Raw genomic sequence first — 19,344 nt, 5'->3', positions numbered from 1 at the left:
TTCACTATAAACCCTTCGGTTTTTAAAACACCTTAAATTCGTGGTTTACAGTATAAGATAAACCATTTTTAAATTGAAATTTTAAGTGTAATTGCCAAAATATTCTGGCTGTATCGTATTTAAAAAAAGTAGGATACTCTTCTTTAGGATAATTTATTTCTGAACAAATTTTATTTTTAAATACGATACAGCTATAATCTTTTGATTCAAATATTTTCTCCTTTAAAGTGGTCGAAGAGCTTCCTCGATTATCAATTACCTCTTCGGTTATTGTATAAAATAATTTAATGCCTATAATTGTTTTCAGGTTCTTTTTTGGGGTCACACATATTCTGAATTTTTTTTCATCTATATATTCTCCTACCAACCTTACTTCTCCTAATAATCCAATTGTAATATATTTATATAAAGCATATCCTAGTAACCCTATACTAAGTATTGCAGCAATCGATGATATAATTATATGATAGGATCCTGATAAGTATAATAAGACATCTGTAGCTAGAATAAAACCACTGAACAATAATGGAATATGAATTCTCTGATAACTTATTTCCTCAAAATTCACTATTTGATAATCGCAATCAATATTTCGAACTTTAATAGGATGTTTAGTAATAATCTTTCCATTATATGTTTTTGCAAGACTAATCAGTTTTGTCTGTCTTAATAATTGACTTCTTATTTGTGATTTAGTTCGATCATCAACAATAACTTCCACAATTAAATACCACACAATTTCTAAATTTTCTCCAGAGAATGATATGGGTGTATTAGGTGTTTTAAATTCGATTTCATACTCTTGAGTATTATCGTGAACCCAGTTTTTATTATTATCTAACTGTATTGATAAAGGGGTTTTCGACCCTACATTTAATTTTCCTTTAATGTCATATCGTAAATGAAAATTAACGGAAGAGAAGCTTATGGGCTGATTACAGATTATAGATATTTTAGCCTTAGTAGTATTGTTAGCAATTAAGAAACCGGTTTTATTTGAGAATTGATAAAAGACTTGGATAATTTCATCCATAATGATTTACAGCTTTAAATTGATCATACAAGAAATTTAGCGTTGCTCTAATGTTATCGTCGAATTTTTTGATTAGTTGATTTAAAATATCCTGATCTACAACAACATCTTCATACTTTAAATAAGAAAATTTCGAGACTCTTTTTTTTATAATAACTTCCAGTTTTTCTGAAGTTATTTCATTAAAATAAAAAGTTTTGTATTTTCTTTTACAAAAAAAGAATTCCAAATTACGAGGAAAATGCGTAGTAATCACATAAGAAGTGTTGGTTTGTCTCCATAGTTGTAATCTCTTTCTTAAAGGGATATGGTGTACACTATCAATGAATATGTTTAAGTTATCTGGATTTGTGATGTTTCTATGATTGTTTCGATCTAAAATATATATTTTGGAATTAGATGCTAATTGGTATAAAGCTCTTAAATGAATAGTTTTTCCTCTTCCCTTTTTTCCAACAAATTGTACGATAATTGGTTTGTTTTGATTTAATGTTTCGGTCAATTCCTCAAAAGAATATTTAGGGTCAATCACCTCTATTAATTCTTCATCACTAATACCTCCAAAGGGATTATGGAAATATTCTACGTTCCTATTTAATATCAAATTGTGATATGCTATTTTCAATGATAAATTTGTTTTGATGAAAAGGTCTTGAAGTTTATCTATGATTTAATCTTAGCCCTATATAATCACTAAACTTTATAATTAAAGTTATAGCTTCTTACAACTGTGCGATTTTTGTTAAAAAGATCATTTAGGTTTATCAATATGTTTTACCAACCATCGATTACACACTGTAACGAGTATGGTTCAACCTCTGACAAGGGGATTTCTTCTAAAGTATCTCCTAAATAATTTCCTTCAGCCATTCCTGTTACATTTTCAAAACGGTATGACCAACAAAATCTAAGGTTTGGATGTGCATCTGAGTATGTAACTAAATTGTCTATTAGTATAGCATTTTCAAAATCACTAAAGGCTAAAAAGTAACCTAAAAACTTATTCCTACGAACATCTGCATCAGAACTTTTGTACATATACATTCCACAATTATTACAGACATTATCGTGTACAAAAGTAGCTCTGTTGTGACCTTTATCACCTCCACTAGAATATTGAATATATCCCAATCTACCATTAACAGAACCCGAAAGCATAGTAATAGTATTTCTGGCAATAATATTATGGGTTTTATGCCAACTAACTAGCGGACCATCTACATATGTATTGCCTTCACCCTGTTCCATTGTATTTTCTAATATGTATACGTTTTCACCACTAGTATTAACAATATCTCCACCGGAATTATGATGAAAATAATTGTTCTGTATGAGTATATCTTCATCAACACGTCCAGGCCCTTCTATATCAACTCCAAATTGAGGAGCTGTTCCATTAATATGATGTATTTCGTTGTCTCTTATTTCTATGCGTTTGCCACCTACAATAGAAATACCTTGACGTCTATTATTATAAATATCGTTATTAAGGAACGTAACATCATTAGCATCTAACACTAAAGAGCCATCGCCTGTTAGATCCTGAATTTCCATATTCTCGATAAGTACACGATTATTTTCATTCCAGATACAGATTCCATGACCTTCATCATGCGCAATATTTCCATCAGAATCTCGCGGTGTGAAAATATGGGTATTTCGATCTCCTCTGATTATACCATCACGAATAGTTATATTATCTCCATTTAGACTAATTACGCAATAATTCCATTTATTGTTAGTCGCCATTTCCAGAATAGCTCCTGCTCCGAATATAAATTCAGTATCCCCGTGTATTTCAATGCCTCCTTGATATATATCATTGATTTCTTCACCAACTAAGTATGTTCCTTCTGGTAATATAACTCTGTTATATCCCTCCTGATGTGCCCAATCAATTGCTGCTTGCAGATTAGCTGTAGTTTTAATAGCATCAGTACGATTATTAGGAATATCCCATCGATCTAAATCGATAGTGTATTCTGAGTTATCAGGTATTGTAGGTAACTGAACATCAAATACAATTATTGGCAAGCCATTTTCATCTAAGTTTTCTGGATCTGCGCTGTATTCGGAAACTCCATCGGTAGTGTTTAAACTTTCATTACTACAAGAAGAAATGAAAATAAAAGCCAGGACAAGTATAGCATTTGATAGATTCTTCATTTTAGATTTTTAATAAAAAATGTTTGATGTTATTTATTTTAAATAATATAATCTATTTTATCCAATAACTGTTTTTTTAGTTTATTGTTTTGTAAAAAAAATGATTTTTAAAGGATTTTTGCCTTTTGATTAGATTTTATATAAAATCGACTTTAGAAAAATGCTTTTAAATTTATGTAGTTTTTCCTAACAGAATTATTCAATGCTTACTAAATTTCTTATATAAAGCTATCGCTTTTAAGTAGTTTTGAGCACCGTTTTTAGTCTGGTCATATATAAAACCGTCTAGCTTAGGATGATTTTTTTTGATCCAAGTTATCATATCATTTTTCGTAAGATTCCAAAGCTTAAAATCAGAGTCCATTTCTATATTTTTTATTTTAGAAATTTTTTGATTCTTTATTTCAATTACTTCTTTGGAGATGATAGGTTTTTCATTTAGAAATTTAATTCTCGTACATGTTTTAGAAACTCTAATCGCTACTTTGTTGTCAATTTCTTTAATTTCTAATAGTTCATATTTTGGAGAGAAAACCGAATCCCATTGAAAAAATTTATAATAATCGTCTTTAGAATAATTCATATTATAGTCTCCTTCACTGATGGTTATGCTGTCTCCAATAAGTTTCGATAATTCTATATAGTTACTTTGATTTAATTGATTGTAATAATCTTGAACTAATTGTCTGTTGTTGCTTCTTGAACAATTACTAAGAGAAAAAACACATAGACATAAAATTACAAAGCTGTGGGATTTTTTCATTTTTCTTACTATTACTTATCTAACCCTTTTTTCAATACTTCTTGAATTCCTGATAAATGTTCACTAAACTGCATCATTTGAGCCAATACTTGTGCCATTTCGTTTTTATTACCAAAACCTTTTAGCTTATTGTTCTTAATAAAAGTTTCTTTGATCGTTTCCCAACGTATAGTTTCTTCGTCAGCAATGGTGTTTGTCAGTTCTTTGTACTTAAGAAGGTTTGCTTCTGCAGCACTTGTTAATGTTTGAGACTCGTTTTCATAATGCGATAGGAGTAAGGTTTGTAATTCTTTCTCATTCATAATCGGAACTACTTTAGCGACCAATTTACTCATATCACGATAAGATCCTTGTAATTTAAATGAAGGTTCTGTACGATATGAATCTTCCATTGCTGCAGATTGTATATAGGTAGCATTTACTTGCATCACTGTATTGCGAATAGTTACTACTTTTTCTAGCACCGCTAGATAATCTTGTATCTCTTGTTTCGTGTGATTTCCTTTTAATTCTATGCCTTCCTGAGTACCGGATTCTACCATTTCAATTAATCCATAAATATCTTCAAAATATTTACTGCTTAACTGGTGTAATACAGGATTAGAAGTCAAAGCATTTTCTATCAAACTTAGTTTGAATAAATCCGATGTGTCACCAATAATATCACCAAGATTGTATATATCGGCTCTATTGGCTAACATATCAGGAATCTGAAACTTATCTCCACTTTCGGTATATGGATTCCCAGCCATTATCACACAGAATTTCTTACTTCGTAGATCATATGTTTTGGGTTTTCCGTTATAAATTCCTTCAATCTTACGGGTACCATCGGCTAGCGAAATAAATTTCTGTAAAAACTCTGGATTACAATGCTGAATATCATCTAGGTATAACATTACATTATTCCCCATTTCAAAAGCTAAATTTAATTTCTTTAGTTCTTCGCGAGCAGCAGAATTAGTAGCAGCCATTGGATCGACTGAAGTAACTTCATGACCAATCGCTGGGCCATTGATTTTCATAAATACCAATCCTAAACGGTTAGCCATATATTCCATCAAAGTTGTTTTACCATATCCAGGTGGAGAGATCAGTAAAAGCATACCCATTCTATCTGTACGTTTATTGTCTCCAACGCTTCCTAGTTGCTTAGAAAGATTATCTCCAAATAAAGGTAAGTAGACTTGATCAATTAGCTTATTACGTACAAAAGAAGATAAAACTCTTGGTTTAAATTCTTCGAGTTTAAGATCCTCTTTTAAGGATTCAGTTACTGCATGTTTTGCTTCTCGATATGCTGAGTATGCAGGAACTTCTATATCTGAAAATTCTGATAATCGAGTAATAAAATGATGATAATTAAATTCAAAATTAGTTTCATTGATAGTAGGATGACTCCCTTTCAATCCTTCAATGATTTGTGAAGGATTTACGTGAATTACTTCTGAAACTGATTCCTTTTTATATAATAAAACACATACAATTTCCTGCGCATATTCTATCTCTTTTGGATGATGTGCTTTCAGAAAAGCAGTTACCCATTGCAATGTTAAACGTATTAGATCTTTTTGACTCTTTCCGGCAGTAGGCTCTATAGATTTCTTAAACTTGCTAATTACTTTTTTCTTTTCCAATTCGGCAAGAAATAAATCGTGTAATTCATTTGCAGTTTGACTGATACAAAACACATCATCTGTTTGTAATTCGGTAAAAAGGTAATTGCTAATGGTGTTACTATATTTTTTGTCAAAAAGCTTTTGCGTTTCCGCGAAAGTAGAAATCTCTTTTGCTAAATCAGAAAGTATTGTTTGATACTCCGTACTATCCGAGAAAATTTCTAAAACTTCTCCTGATGCTTTTATGGTATTATTCCAATATGTTTTCTTTTCTGTATCTAAACTACTCCAAAAGTATTGTGCATAGGATCTAGAGAGTGAGTCATAACGTAATAACCCAAGATCGTGATCTTTACTCACTAAAACCTTTAGCATTGTAGCAGCATCTACATCATGAACTCCTTTTACATATCCTTCAGCATAGTTTTTACTACTTTCCGATTTTATGAGTTCTAGGAGCTGATTTTCATTCATCATTGTCAGACTGAGTTTGTCGAAGTCTTTGTTATCTGTCACTTCGAGCGGAGTCGAGAAGTTGTTAGATGTCCCTCGACTCCCCTCGGGATGACTGTTTTTATTGTTGTAATTGATAAATATTTTATATGCTAAATAGGCTGCACGATATATTTCCTGGTTTTCAGAAATTAGTTCTTGATCCCAGTATTTTTTTGATTTTAGTAATATTTCGTTTTCAATTTCCTGATAGAAATCGGTTCCGGTAAGATGGTATTGTAATGTATTGTCTTTGTAAACAATGGTTAGGTCTAATGGTTGTTTATTTACACCAAACTTATGTTTTCCTAATTTAATGATATTCTCACCATCTTCATAGAGATCTTGTTTGTCTTTTAGCTTACGAGTTGCATCTTCTTTAGCAACTTTTAATGCAGTTTCAATAGTCTCAGCTTTACCAGCATCATCCAATTCCATTAAATTAGCAATGATATCCCTAAGCTTATTAATCATTAGATCAGATGCAAAATACCCATTGATATCGGCGACAGAATCAAAGCTTAATGCCTTTTTAGTAACTCCTTTTAATATTCGACCTGCTGCGTTTTCGAGAGCAACGGCTTTTTTATTCCTTGCCTCAATCAAGCTGTTTTTTCTAGCCTCAAAAGCGTTATAAACCTCTTCTCGCTTTTCTATGATCAGTGTAATGAACTCTTCGAAATCCGCAAATCTACCTTCCAGATCCTCTAATTGAACCGATACTTTATTCAATAATTCATCTGTTTTTTCTGGAGTATTGGCAATATCAAGATAGTTGATAATACTCTGATCAACTAATTTCAATTGTGCAGCAAATTCAGCATTAGCTTCTTTACTGCCAAGGGATTTTATTTTGTTTTTAATTCCAGCTTTTAGCTGATTAATCGTTGCAAAAATCAAAGATATATTATCAATGATCTTAGTAGAATGAGAGGTGTCTTCAATCTGAAGATTAGAAACAATATCAATCAACATTTCTAAATCTTTTGCAATCTGATTGACTTCGTCTTCTAGTTTTTTAGCTTCTATTACTTTTTTAATAGCTTCCAGCTCCTGCTGTTTTTCTTCTACTCGAGCGTGATAGGGCAGTAGTGCCTTATCATCTAATAAGAATTGTACACAACGTTGCGAAATTTTTTCGGTTTGTTCTGCGATTTCATTTTCAAGATCGGTGATAAACTGTTTATCAATGTATCGTATATCATTTAAACCAATAACTTCACCACGTAGCGTTCTGAGTTGGGATAGTACTTGAACAAAATCGTCAATAGACCGAAATGAGCTGCTTTTTATTTTATTAAATATGCTTTCTGCAGCTTCTTTAGTTTCTTTGGTAACATTGGTAGCGGTTCTGCGCAGTTGAACTACTTTCTCAAACTCATCAATAGCAGCATTAGCAGCATTACTTATTTCTCCTAAAGGTATATCTAAGCGACAGGTGTCTTCTTCTCTAATCCAATAGTAACTATCAATTATATCACTAGAAGATTTGGCAAGATCATCGTATAATCCATCATAATTATCTTCTTTGTTAAGCAGTGTTATAAGGGCATGACATTCGGCCATTGCTTTTACGATATCTTTATTACCAATTTTATATAATAAAGTATCCGTATGTTCTGAAGGGATCTCGTTCCCTTTTAAGAAAGGAGTTTGCCATATCTGAATAACGTGATGCTTAGTTTGTTCATCTTCTGTCTTGAAATAACAAAGTTCTCCACCGGCTAAAATGGTAAATCCATTACAAACAATTGGGGTTTTTACTTCTTGTTCAATGACATTGTAGGACATCAACGTATATAATCCTTTTTCACTTTCATAAAATACATATAAGAAGTCTTCTCCATTAGGTGAGCTAATTTTCTCTTGAAATTTAACATCAGAAATCTCATTGGTAAATAGTTTTACCTCTCCGGATTGCAGATAGTATCCATTAGGGTATATGATTCCTTGATCATCTGGTAAAAGGACACAGGCATCTTTAATACACTCAATTTTTTTAACCTCTTGCACTTTATGATTATACACGAAATACCTTGGAGCTTCTTGAAAAGGTTTGATTTCTAAAGCGATGAGGTTACCAAGATTTGCATATCGATATTGACCATCATCTAGTGTCTGATCTACTTGTTCTACAGCTTCGTCGTATATTCCTTTTCCGTCATCAGTATTATCCTCGATTTTTATGGTTAAATCGCCACCTACTGTTTCTACAAAAACTTTATCCAAAATAGAAATATGAGGATGTGTGCCATAACGATGCATATCACGAGTGACTTCGATCCATTCGAATTCATATTGTTTTGGAAACTTAAATTCATGTTCACTACGATTATCTATATAGCTAAGGCTTCCTTCATTTATTAACCATTTGAAGGTTTTAATGTCAGAAACACTTTCACTGAGCTGAAATACCATGTGCAGGTAATTACCAACAATAGCGAATTTAGAAAAGATCGTATTTCTGTAATATTTATATAGATTCGTAAAGTCATCAATAAAAACAGGATCATTGATGAGGTCTAATTTTTTATTTACAAAATGATCATCAGCATATGTATAAATACTGAATACATCATCGAGTTTTATTTCTGTTCGTAATCCGAAATGAACATTATACCCAAAAAGGCAAAAATCACCAATAGTTACAATATCTCGTGCAATACAGTTATTTTCAGTGTTGATACGATTATTGGCAATAAGTTTGGTTTCTACACTACCAAAAACTTCTTTTCGTGCATCATTTAGTTGTGTAAGACGGTTTTGGAGTTCACCTTTTTGTTTTTGCAAACGTTTTTGGATGATCTCATAGGTTCCCCCGTCTAGTTGTATGTCGTTCTTGTTGGTTTCTTCCATAGTTTGTTAAGCCGAATTTTCCTTTTGTTTTCATAATGACTTCGACAAGCTCAGTCTGACAATTAGTTTTAGTTATTTGTTCAGGTGTCAGTCTGAGCCTGTCGAAGACATATCAATGTTGTCAATTTCATTTCCAAACTGAGTATAGTTCTTAGAATACTCAATTAACTTATCCCAATTTTCTTCAATCAATGCTATTTTCTTTCTTCTGCTCCAACCTTTTAATTGTTTTTCAATTTTAATTGCTTCATTTGGGTCAGCAAAAGTTTCAAACCACTTTAAACTTACAGGTCTTTTTTTGAAGGTATATGAATCTTCTTTCAACCCAATATTATGTTCATAAATTCTTCTTTTCAGGTTATTAGTAATTCCAATGTAGAAGGAATTGTCTTTGCATTCGATTATATAGACATAATATAATTTCATCATAGTTTTTCATAGTGACTTCGACAAGCTCAGTTTGACAAGGATTTTAGTTTCTCAATTCTAGAATTAGTCGGTTTTTCTGAGTCATAGATGATTTTTAAAGAATCTCCTACTTTTCCTGTTTTCGCAAAATATAAGTCATGTTCATGTTTCGAAATTTCTTGTGTTTTTTTATATTCTTTTGAATCAATAGTATAAGAGTATTTGATATGAATATTCTCTACGGTAGGTGAGAATTCATTATCAATTTTGTTCCTTGAAATTTTTTCTATAACCGCTGTAGTGACAACACCATTTTTCACCAATCCTTCTTTTTTATAATGATTGTTGAATGCTAGTACTCCCACTGCAACTAATAATACTGCGATTAATCCTATAAATTTTTTATTCATAATTCTTTCTATTAAAATTAAAACCGAAAAAGATTCCTAGCTAACTCAGAAGTTCCTTCTCACTCAAGGAAGAGGAAACCTTAATTTATAATTCAAAATGTACTATATACTATTACTGCCAGAATAAAACTGATTACTAATCCAAAACCAATAAATCTTCGTTTTAACAATCCATGTCTTTGCTTTTTTAGTTTATCTCTGATTTCTTGTAATATTTCTTCAGAAACCGGTTCTATCTTTACACCCTGACTCTCTTCATCACTTTCTGTCCATCCATCATAGGCTTTTCGCTCCTGTCTTCTACTATTTTTTAGAAGATTACTTAAGTTATGACCATATCCTCCCATAATTATGCGATGTATATGATTAAGGTGGTAATCAGAACTATCAAACCTGCTGAGACTATGAATCGCTTTTTAAAAAGTTTTACTCTTTGTTTCTTAAGCTTATCTCTTATTTCTTGTAATGTCTCTTCAGAAACTGGTTCTATTTTGATTCCTTGACTTTTGGTATCTGTAGTTCCAGTTATAGTGCTAAAAGCGTCTCTTTTATTTCTTCGATCATTAAATTTAATCGAAGCTACCATGGCTGCTATGCTCATAATTAAACCGTATTTAAAAGTTAAACAAATCCCATCTAGTCAGTCACTCACTACCCCAAAGAGAGTTCAAGACTTTCAGGGATTGACTTTTATGGGTCTAAAAATGTATTTATGATTGTATTCATAAAGTATTGTGGGTTTCTAACCACCTTTTTTTTCCGCTTTGCGGAATTCATTCTCCTCCTTAAAAAAGGAGGAGATTTTTTTTGAATGTTACTTCAATTTTTGATCAGATAAACCTAAACCTTTTGCTAGATTAAACAGATTGCTAAACAGATCATTTTCGTCTTGATTAGTTGATTTCTGTTTTAGATCCATCAGAATATTAGCGATAGTTAAATTCTTAATATCCTCTGACGATACTCCGTATTTGGTAGCAAATTCTTTTACTTTTTCTAAAAGATTTCCTTTAATATCATCGCTTCCTAAAATTGCATCTTTTACGTCTTTTACAGTGTCAGAGTGCTTAACAAGTCTATCGAATCCTTTTGCTTTGGTAACTTGTCCAATAATTTGATCAAAAAACATGGTTTCTCCGCCTACGATATCAATATTAGCTGCTTTTAATGCTTCTCCGATTACATCTGCTTGAGCGTATGCAATTTCTTTTTGGATATTGATCTCAGCTAAGTCTACTTGTAATTCTTTGTCTAATCGCAACTTGAATTCTTCGTGTTCTTTACCGACACCGTCTAGTTTTTTCATAGCCTCAGCTTTCTCTTCGATTCCGACTGCTTCTGCTAATGCAATTTCTTTATCACCAATTGCTTTAGCAAGTGCTTTTTCTTTGATTACTTCAGCTTCAGCAACACCTTCTTCTTTTAAGGCTTCTGCTTTTGCAGAAATACCGGCTGCCTCTGCCTTTGCTTTTTTCTCGATAATCGATGCTTCCACAATTCCTTGACGCTCATGAGCCTCTGCTTTTGCATGCATTACCTGAGCCTCAGACATACCAATGGTAGCTTCTTCTTTTGCTTGTGCTTCTGCTAATGTTTTTCTTGCAGCGGCTTCTTTTTCGCTGGCTTCTTTATGTGCTAAAGCTTCGATATTGATTTCTTCTGCTTTTTGTTTAGCAGCTTCTTTTTGAGCTTCAGCAGCTTTGATAGTAGCGATTAATGCTTCTTCTGCATTTGCTTCGGCAATGGTAATTTTCACTTGCTTCTCACGATCCGCAGTTTTAAAAGCTTCAATATCTTTCATGTTCTCTTGCTCTTCTACCACACCTTTTTCTAAAGTAACACGATCACGAATTACATCTTGGATATTTTTCTTCTCAACTTCTACTACTTTCTCTTTTTCTATCTGAGCTAGTGTAACGATACGTTCACGTTCTGTAGCTTCTAACATTCTGTCTTTTTCTACTCTTTCTGTTTCTACAGCATTGGTACGTTGTTTGTTTTTCTCAGCAACAATGATCTGACGTTGCATATTTTCTTCAGCAACTTTTACTTTTTCTTCTGTAGAGATACGAGCAGTTTCTGATTTTAGTCTTTCTTCTTCAGATACTTTTTGTATCTCTGCTTCTTCACGAGCTTTGATATTCGAAATCTCACGTCTTTGTTGTTCCTCTTTTTCGGCTAATTGCTTATCTAATTCTAGAATCGCTTCGCGTGCTTCTACATCTTGTTTACGGATTACTTTTTCCTCATCACGTTTGATAAGGTTAGCTTTCATATTTTGCTCAGCGGTTAATTCAGTAATCTTTTTGATCCCTTCTGCATCTAATATATTGTCCATTTTTAAAAATGAAACAGGTGTTTGTTCTAAGTAATCAATAGCACAATCTTCTAGGGTGTATCCATTAAGGTCTGTACCAATAATATTCACGATTTCGTCTCTAAACTCACGTCTTGCCTCATATAATTCGGTGAATTGAAATTTCTTCCCAACAGTTTTTAAAGCTTCTGAAAATTTAGCTTCAAATAATTCTTCTAATGTTGATACTTCTGAAGCTCTTTCGCAACCAATAGTCTGTGCTACTTTTTTAATAGAATCTACATCACTATTTACTCTAACGAAAAAGGCTACCTTAATATCAGCTCTCATATTGTCTTTACAGACTAATCCATCACCTCCTAAACGTTCGATTTGAATTTTCTTAACAGATATATCCATGATTTCTACTTTGTGAAATACAGGAACGACATATAATCCTTTATCTGTTGCGACTTGTGTGCCTTTGAATCCAGTTCTTACAAGTGCTTGTCCTTGGGGTATTTTTTTGTAGAACATTGCGATGATCGCAAAGTATACAATGATTAAGAATAGAATCAAGCCTATCCCGATGCCAATAAATGGTAAAATGCCTGTCATAATAGTTTAGTGTTTATTAGTTGTTAATTTCTGTTAATTCTTTTATCTTTTTTATTCCTTTTGCATCTAATATGTTATTGGGATTTAGAAATGCGATCGGTGTTTGTTTTATATACTCAATAACACAATCTTCAATACTATACCCATTAAGATCTGTTCCTATTAGAAGCAAAATTTCATCTCTAAATTCTCTTTTTTTATGATGTAGCTCCTCATACTCATATGTAAAAGCAATGGTTTTTATGGCTTCAAAAAATTTAGCCTCAAATGTTTGTTTAATTTTAGTTTCATCAAAAGTTCTTTCACAACCAAACATATTTGAAACAAGTAAAATATCATTAGAAGTATTTAATACTCTTACATTAAAACTTATTTTCATATCTGCTCTGATAAAATCTTTACAAATAATTCCTTCGTTTTCTTTGCGTTCAAGTTCAACCTTTTTTATAGTAAGGTCAACATATTCTATTTTATGAAAAATAGGTATTACATAAATTCCTCTATGAATACTAATTTGAACACCTCCTAATCCTGATCTAACTATTGCCTGTCCTTGTTTTGGTTTTTTGTAACACTTTAAAAAAATCACAAAATAAAATGTAATGAGTATTATTATAAAACTAATTGCAATACCCATAAATGAAATCGAGTGTTCTGGCATTAGTAGTCTATTTTAATCGTTATAAGATTGTACATAATAGAAGTTCTTATCATCTGATTGTTTAATGATTAAAATCTCTTGATGATAATCTATTTGTTCACCATTCAATGATTTTACATAGATTGACATTGGGTTTCCATCTGCTATTACTTCTGCTGAGCCCATTTTATCTTTAGAAACCGTGGATTGTATGATTCCTTTTCTGCCAAGTAAATCAATTGGTGCATCACCGTCTTTATTTAAATTTTTGAAAAAGCTTTTAAATGGAGTAGTGAAAACTTTAGTTATTAATAGAGATGGAATAATTCCTCCAAGGAAAAAAATGAATCCAAAGTTGCTATCATAACTATTGGTCAATGTGGTCGATATCGTTGTACAGAGCCACCAGATAAATATCCAACAAGTAAATGTGAACATAAATGGTAATCCAACAAAATTGAAATAAATCAGTAGGATTTGCCACCATTTTAGTGGTTTTCTTCTTTTACCAATGACATCTTCTTTATTTACTTCAGTATTTGCAATATCTTCAAAATCAAGATTTCCTCCTTCAATATTACTATCAGCATCCATATCCAGATCAACATCCGCATCAACATCAATATCGATATCTACATCAACATCTAAATCAAAATCAATTCCTGAGATCATAGTGAATAACCAATACAAAATTAACAAGAGCATAAGTATGGTTAATACCATATTTACTTGCGAAAAAGCTATGTCCAATAATTCCTTCAATGTTTTAGTTGTTTAGTTAGTTACTAATTATTTAATTGTCTCTCTTTTCAAAATCTTCTGTCTTGTAGACTTTAATCCTTCGAATAATGAAATAGATCAGAGAGGTAATAAGAAATATCCAAAAAAGTCCTACAAATAGAATTTCCATATTCTTGTTATTTAAGTTTTACAGCGGTGCCATAAGCAAGTATTTCCGATGCTCCCTGCATCACCATAGAGGTAATAAGTCTCACATTAATAACTGCATCTGCTCCTAATCGTTGCGCATCTTGATTCATTCTTTGCATAGCCTGTTCTCTGGATTGTGCTTGTAACTTTGTATACTCTTCTATTTCTCCACCAACTATGTTTTTTAGTCCTGCAAAAACATCTCTACCAATATTTCTTGCTCTCACTGTACTTCCTCTTGCTATTCCTAAAATTTGAATTACTTCTTTATTAGGTATCGTTTCTGTCGTAGATGTTACCATGATTTCTTGGTTTTTTTGTTAATATTTTCCTGAATGAACTAAAAGTGTCTGATTATTAGTTGTTTCTACTTCTTTTTGTCATTCAGTCCTAATTGCTCTTTTAGCTTTGCTAAATCATCTTCTGCATTGGTTTTAGTAATATCTGCAGCTTTATCTAACTCCTCGTCAATGGATTTTGATGCATTTGCGATATCTCCATATGCTTCTGCTAATGCTTCTTCCTGATTTACTTTGTCTTTCATTCGTTCTAACATGGAAACTGTGCTAGAACTATCTATTTCTGCCATTTGTTTATTTACATTTTTAGTGGCCGCAGAAACTTTTACTCTTGCTTTCAGGGTTTTTAATTCATTTTCCCATTTGCTAATATTCTGTTTGATCTCCTCCACATTTTTTTCTAATTGAGATACAGAACCATCAAATTTTTCTGTTTCGACATTCCCACGAGTTACATGCTGAAGTGATTCTTCTTTTTTGATCAATGCTTCTTTAGCTAATCGATCCGCTTCTGCAGTGTCAAGATCACCGCTTTGTGCTTTTTTAAGAATTAGCATCGCTTTTTGTTGATAATCTTCCGCTTTTGCAGCAAATTCTTCAGTATCATTTTTAGACCTGATAGCTAGTGCTTTTACTTGCGCTAATGCTTCCAGGCTTTTTTCGAGATCAACTTTCATATCACGGATCCCTTGTTCTGTCATTTTAATAGGATCTTCCATTTTATCGATAGCAGAATTTGCCTCAGCTTCACCTATTTTAAATAGTCTTTTGAAAAAGTTCATAGTATTAATATTTTGAAAAATTTATAATTTGTTGCGAGTATTCACTCAATAATAGACCTAAAGAATTTAAGGTTCCTTCTAGTTCATTTAGGTCCAAGTTTTCTAATTGTAAGGTATCTCTAAAGATTACTTTTTCCCCTGTTTCATCCAGAACAAACGCTCCATGTACGATGTCTCTGTTTTTCTGAAGTAAACTGCGATATACGAGTTCATTTTTGTTTTTGATATTGAAAATATGTTGTTCTATAATTAAAATTGGTAATGCTACACCAAGAATGAGATTTTTAATCCCTTCGTTCTCTTTACTGATCATTATAATTCCATCTTTTTTGTTTTCGTGAATTATGTTGAAATTAAGTTTCAGTAAATAATCTTTCACCCGTTGGAAATGATCTTGCATGTGATGGTTGTTTTTGATTGATAATTAGTAATTTATTTCTTGTTTCTGACCTTGTATCAATATTACAAAAAGTGAGATAACTTTTCTACTATATCGACAGCTAAATTGGCAATATATTCTGCTACTGCTATCATGGGTATGTTATTGTTTTAAGTTAATGAATTAGTTGTTTGCTAAAATTTTTAGTATTCTGAATGATTTCGCCCAAAATCAATATACTCTTGAAAAGTATTTCTACTAAAATTAGCATGTATTAAATATATTAGCTAATATTGTTAGTGTAAAAATACAATAAATTTTTATAATTGCAAATAAAATTAGCAAAAATGTCATTTTTTGGAAAAAATATTAAAAAGATTAGAAGTGTTAAAAGCTTAAGTCAGCAAGCATTTGCTGAGCTTTTTGACTTAAAACGTGGTACTTTAGGGGCTTACGAAGAGGGTAGAAGTGAGCCTAAAATTGATACTATAATAAAAATAGCTAATTATTTTAGCATAGAAATCGATAAATTACTAACCAGTGAACTCACAGTTAATGAGCTTTTGAAGTTTAAGGGAGATCTTACCACTTATGCTCAGGATATAAAACGAGAACAATTTGCATTAATTCCTTGTGTTACGGAGAGTACATCCAATGAGTATATATCATTATATGATAAGAATAACTTTATAAAGGAATTGCCAACTATCCAATTACCAGTAAATCCGTCTAAAGAGTTTAGAGGATATACTGTTCTAAACTTAGAAATGACCAATCATGATCAAGGGTTTTATCCTAAAGACATTGTTATCGGAGAGAAAGTGCCTTCTGATGTTATTAAAAAACTAAATAATGGAACATTGGTAGTTGCATTAACTGATGCAAAGTTAATTTTTAGAAGATTATATATCACTAAGAATAGCGTGGTGTTACGTGCAGATCATAAAAATATTGATGATGATGAATATCCTATTTCTGAAATTAAAGAAATGTGGAGGGTGCGATATGTATTTTGTAAACGTATTCCTGAATTTGCAGATGGAATGGAGGGGAAATTACAAATGATCGAGCAAGAATTGCTTAGAATGAAAGAAAAACTAGGTTAGACAAATTCTACATTCAATAAATGATAAAGGAGCGAATAGCTCCTTTTTTTGTTTTTCATTTTAAAAGTGAATTAGACCCAATTGATCTTTTTTTTAACCTTTTTCGACAGAATGACTTATATATAAGGATCCTAGGAATATACATTTGTTTCATCATCAATCAAGAAACGAAAAGTTATGGGATTAAAAAAAGTACTATTATTTATTTTACTCATTGTAGTAAAAATTACAAACGGACAAAACGTAATTCAAGGAAATGTTACCGATCAAAACAGTGCACCTTTGGTTTTTGCAAACGTGATTTTATACGTAGATGAAACTGATACAGCAATTTCGGCAATGGCTACTAGTGAAAATGGAGCGTATTTTTTTGAGAATATTAAAGCAGGAACCTATCGAATCGAAGTTTCAATGTTAGGCTACGAAACAAAAATATCAGAAATTTTTAGTCTTGACGATAAAGGAAAAGAGTTGTCAATGAACTTTATGTTACAATCAGAACAGTTAGATGAGGTTTTGATAACCTATAAGAAACCAATTATCAAACAAACAGCTGAAAAGTTAATTGTGGATATAGAAAAATCCGAAATGATCAACACCAATTTACAAGATGTAATGAAAAAAGTTCCTGGAGTAATTGTTACGAATGGCAACTTAAATTATGGTGGTCAGGGAAACATACGAATACTAATTAATGGCAAAACAACAGATTATATGGATGTTTCGTCTTTGTTGAGAGAAATGCCAGCTGATAATATTGCTAGAGTAGAGTTGATCCAACAACCAGGAGCAGAATATGATGCAGAAGGTTCAGGCCCAATAGTTAATATCATTTTAAAGAAAAATGTGAAATTAGGAACTCACGGAAGTATTAAAAGTACAATCGGTTATGTTGATGACTTTACTTATGGAACTAGTGCATCTATTGCTAGTTATAAAAATAAACTCAACTGGCAGGCTAGTGCAGGTTATAATAAATCTTCGTGGAGAGAAGACTTAATAATTTCCAGACAAGTATTGGATGAAACTTATAATCAAACGTCAATTTCGCCATTTGATCCTGAGACGTTTAGAATAAGTGGTGGTTTTGATTATTATGTTAATGATAAAAATACTATTGGTTTAAATGCAAATAGAATTCAGTCACTATCAGATCGAATCACGAAAAACAATACAACCATTACCAATGGAGTGTCATCTGTAGAATTACTAACAGACAATAGTTATGATAGAGATAGGGTGACTTATACACTAAATCCATACTACGAATATGATGATGAAAAGAATAAGCTAACGTTAGATTTTAATTATATCGATTATAATTTTGAAAATGAAAATAACCTATTTAAGGTTGCAGAAAGTACTGTTGATTATGACAATCAAAGATATTTTCAGAATGCGGATTATGAGATTTTTACATATCAAGGAGATTATAAACGAACACAGAGTGACAATTTTAGTTGGGCAGCAGGAGCAAAATATTCACAGGTAAATTCTGATAGTGATTTACAAGCTTTAGAAGAGAATGACCAGGGTCAGTTTATAAACAACATCAATCAAAGTAATCGATTTTTAATAGATGAAAGCATCCTAGCAGTTTATTCAAAATTTAATGCAAAATATAATAAGTGGTCGTTCTCTGGAGGATTGCGTTGGGAAGAAAGTGATACAGAAGGTACTTCTGTTACACAGAATGAAACAAGATCCAGAAAGATTTCTAAATTATTTCCCAGTCTAAGTTTAGGGAGAGAAATAACGGAAGAGTTAGGAGTTAATGTAGCGTATAGTTATCGAATTCAAAGGCCTTCATATAGTTCTTTAAATTCCTTCGTATACTATTACGATCCATTCACTTTTGAAGAAGGAAATCCAAATCTAAAACCTGCTTTTACCAATAGTTTTCGTTTTAATCTAACTTATGATGATCAACCATTTTTTAGTATTAGCTATGGACAAACGAAAGATGCATTATTCGAAATTATAACCCAGAATGATACCTCTGCAGAAACATCTCGTTCTGTGATCAATCTTGCAGAAAACAATAATTTTAATGCAAGTTTATTCGGTCCTTTGGATTTTATAAAAGGATTGGATGGATATACAGGTGTAATCGTTAATTATAATGAATATAGATCAGAGCAGTTATCTCCGGCGTTGGATTTATCACAATGGAGTCTAACTTGGTATACAAGCGCAGAATATAAATTACCTTGGGGTATAAACTCTGAAATATCCGGATATTATTCTACAGGTGGATTAGAAGGGCAAATAGCGTATAAATGGATAGCAGGAATTGATGTTGCTGTAAGTAAAAAATTCATGAATGATCGCTTAAAAGTGAGCTTGGAATTTGAAGAAATTCTGAATAGAAAATTCTTAGGAACTATAAATTATGATAATGTAAATGCAACAATAGTAAATGATTGGCCAAGACAAAATGTTTTTCTTCAATTGAATTATAATTTTGGATCTAAGTTTAGTAAAAAGAAAAAGAGGAATAATGTTTCTGAAGAGGAGCAGGATAGAATAGATGATAAAAACTAAAAT

17 protein-coding genes are annotated in these 19,344 nt (G+C 31.7%); 2 read left to right on the top strand and 15 right to left on the bottom strand.

All coding sequences use genetic code 11. The features are described 5' to 3' along the window. Positions 1 to 22: 22 nt before the first annotated feature. The 15 genes from Q0829_RS08465 to Q0829_RS08395 all read right to left on the bottom strand — a co-directional run bounded on the left by Q0829_RS08465 (position 23) and on the right by Q0829_RS08395 (position 15,712). The gene (locus tag Q0829_RS08465) at positions 23 to 1,033 is read right to left on the bottom strand and encodes a hypothetical protein (RefSeq protein ID WP_298541738.1); all 1,011 of its coding nucleotides are present in this window, start codon (positions 1,031 to 1,033) and stop codon (positions 23 to 25) included. Next, positions 1,026 to 1,658 (bottom strand): hypothetical protein, encoded by a 633-nt coding sequence (locus Q0829_RS08460; RefSeq protein WP_298541737.1) that lies wholly within the window; start codon positions 1,656 to 1,658, stop codon positions 1,026 to 1,028. Before Q0829_RS08460 ends, Q0829_RS08465 begins: the two co-directional genes overlap by 8 nt. 149 nt (positions 1,659 to 1,807) lie before the next feature. Continuing rightward, complete coding sequence (locus tag Q0829_RS08455; RefSeq protein ID WP_298541736.1) at positions 1,808 to 3,199, bottom strand: right-handed parallel beta-helix repeat-containing protein; 1,392 nt, start codon at positions 3,197 to 3,199, stop codon at positions 1,808 to 1,810. A gap of 199 nt (positions 3,200 to 3,398) precedes the next feature. Next, complete coding sequence (locus tag Q0829_RS08450; protein WP_298541735.1) at positions 3,399 to 3,962, bottom strand: hypothetical protein; 564 nt, start codon at positions 3,960 to 3,962, stop codon at positions 3,399 to 3,401. Positions 3,963 to 3,973: 11 nt separating this feature from the next. Continuing rightward, entirely contained in the window at positions 3,974 to 8,929 is a 4,956-nt protein-coding gene (locus Q0829_RS08445) for a DNA repair ATPase (RefSeq protein ID WP_298541734.1), read from the bottom strand. Positions 8,930 to 9,016: 87 nt separating this feature from the next. Beyond that, positions 9,017 to 9,358, bottom strand: coding sequence for a GIY-YIG nuclease family protein (locus Q0829_RS08440; RefSeq protein WP_366141987.1), 342 nt, complete (start codon positions 9,356 to 9,358; stop codon positions 9,017 to 9,019). A 26-nt stretch (positions 9,359 to 9,384) separates the two neighbouring features. After that, a complete protein-coding gene (locus Q0829_RS08435; RefSeq protein ID WP_298541733.1) occupies positions 9,385 to 9,747 on the bottom strand; it encodes a DUF3592 domain-containing protein in 363 nt (120 codons plus the stop codon). Positions 9,748 to 9,839: 92 nt separating this feature from the next. Continuing rightward, the gene (locus Q0829_RS08430) at positions 9,840 to 10,094 is read right to left on the bottom strand and encodes a hypothetical protein (protein WP_298541732.1); all 255 of its coding nucleotides are present in this window, start codon (positions 10,092 to 10,094) and stop codon (positions 9,840 to 9,842) included. A gap of 2 nt (positions 10,095 to 10,096) precedes the next feature. After that, positions 10,097 to 10,348, bottom strand: coding sequence for a hypothetical protein (locus tag Q0829_RS08425; protein WP_298541731.1), 252 nt, complete (start codon positions 10,346 to 10,348; stop codon positions 10,097 to 10,099). Positions 10,349 to 10,561: 213 nt separating this feature from the next. Beyond that, on the bottom strand, positions 10,562 to 12,661 hold the full coding sequence (locus tag Q0829_RS08420) for a flotillin family protein (protein ID WP_298541730.1): 2,100 nt from the start codon (positions 12,659 to 12,661) through the stop codon (positions 10,562 to 10,564). Between the two features lie 16 nt (positions 12,662 to 12,677). After that, a complete protein-coding gene (locus tag Q0829_RS08415; RefSeq protein WP_298541729.1) occupies positions 12,678 to 13,322 on the bottom strand; it encodes an SPFH domain-containing protein in 645 nt (214 codons plus the stop codon). Positions 13,323 to 13,334: 12 nt separating this feature from the next. Beyond that, the gene (locus tag Q0829_RS08410; RefSeq protein WP_298542787.1) at positions 13,335 to 14,006 is read right to left on the bottom strand and encodes a hypothetical protein; all 672 of its coding nucleotides are present in this window, start codon (positions 14,004 to 14,006) and stop codon (positions 13,335 to 13,337) included. A 212-nt stretch (positions 14,007 to 14,218) separates the two neighbouring features. Next, on the bottom strand, positions 14,219 to 14,533 hold the full coding sequence (locus Q0829_RS08405) for a YbjQ family protein (protein WP_298541728.1): 315 nt from the start codon (positions 14,531 to 14,533) through the stop codon (positions 14,219 to 14,221). Positions 14,534 to 14,598: 65 nt separating this feature from the next. Beyond that, the gene (locus Q0829_RS08400; protein WP_298541727.1) at positions 14,599 to 15,312 is read right to left on the bottom strand and encodes a PspA/IM30 family protein; all 714 of its coding nucleotides are present in this window, start codon (positions 15,310 to 15,312) and stop codon (positions 14,599 to 14,601) included. Between the two features lie 4 nt (positions 15,313 to 15,316). Continuing rightward, entirely contained in the window at positions 15,317 to 15,712 is a 396-nt protein-coding gene (locus Q0829_RS08395) for a molecular chaperone Tir (RefSeq protein WP_298541726.1), read from the bottom strand. Between the two features lie 326 nt (positions 15,713 to 16,038). Here Q0829_RS08395 and Q0829_RS08390 point away from each other — a divergent pair, with 326 nt between their 5' ends. Beyond that, positions 16,039 to 16,797, top strand: coding sequence for a helix-turn-helix domain-containing protein (locus Q0829_RS08390; protein ID WP_298541725.1), 759 nt, complete (start codon positions 16,039 to 16,041; stop codon positions 16,795 to 16,797). A gap of 177 nt (positions 16,798 to 16,974) precedes the next feature. Further along, positions 16,975 to 19,341, top strand: coding sequence for an outer membrane beta-barrel protein (locus Q0829_RS08385; protein WP_298541724.1), 2,367 nt, complete (start codon positions 16,975 to 16,977; stop codon positions 19,339 to 19,341). Positions 19,342 to 19,344 lie beyond the last annotated feature (3 nt).

It is taken from the genome of uncultured Aquimarina sp. (genome assembly GCF_947492405.1).
GTDB lineage: Bacteria > Bacteroidota > Bacteroidia > Flavobacteriales > Flavobacteriaceae > Aquimarina.
The sequence above is the reverse complement of the archived record's forward strand: the minus strand, read 5'-3'. Positions and strand labels throughout refer to the sequence as shown.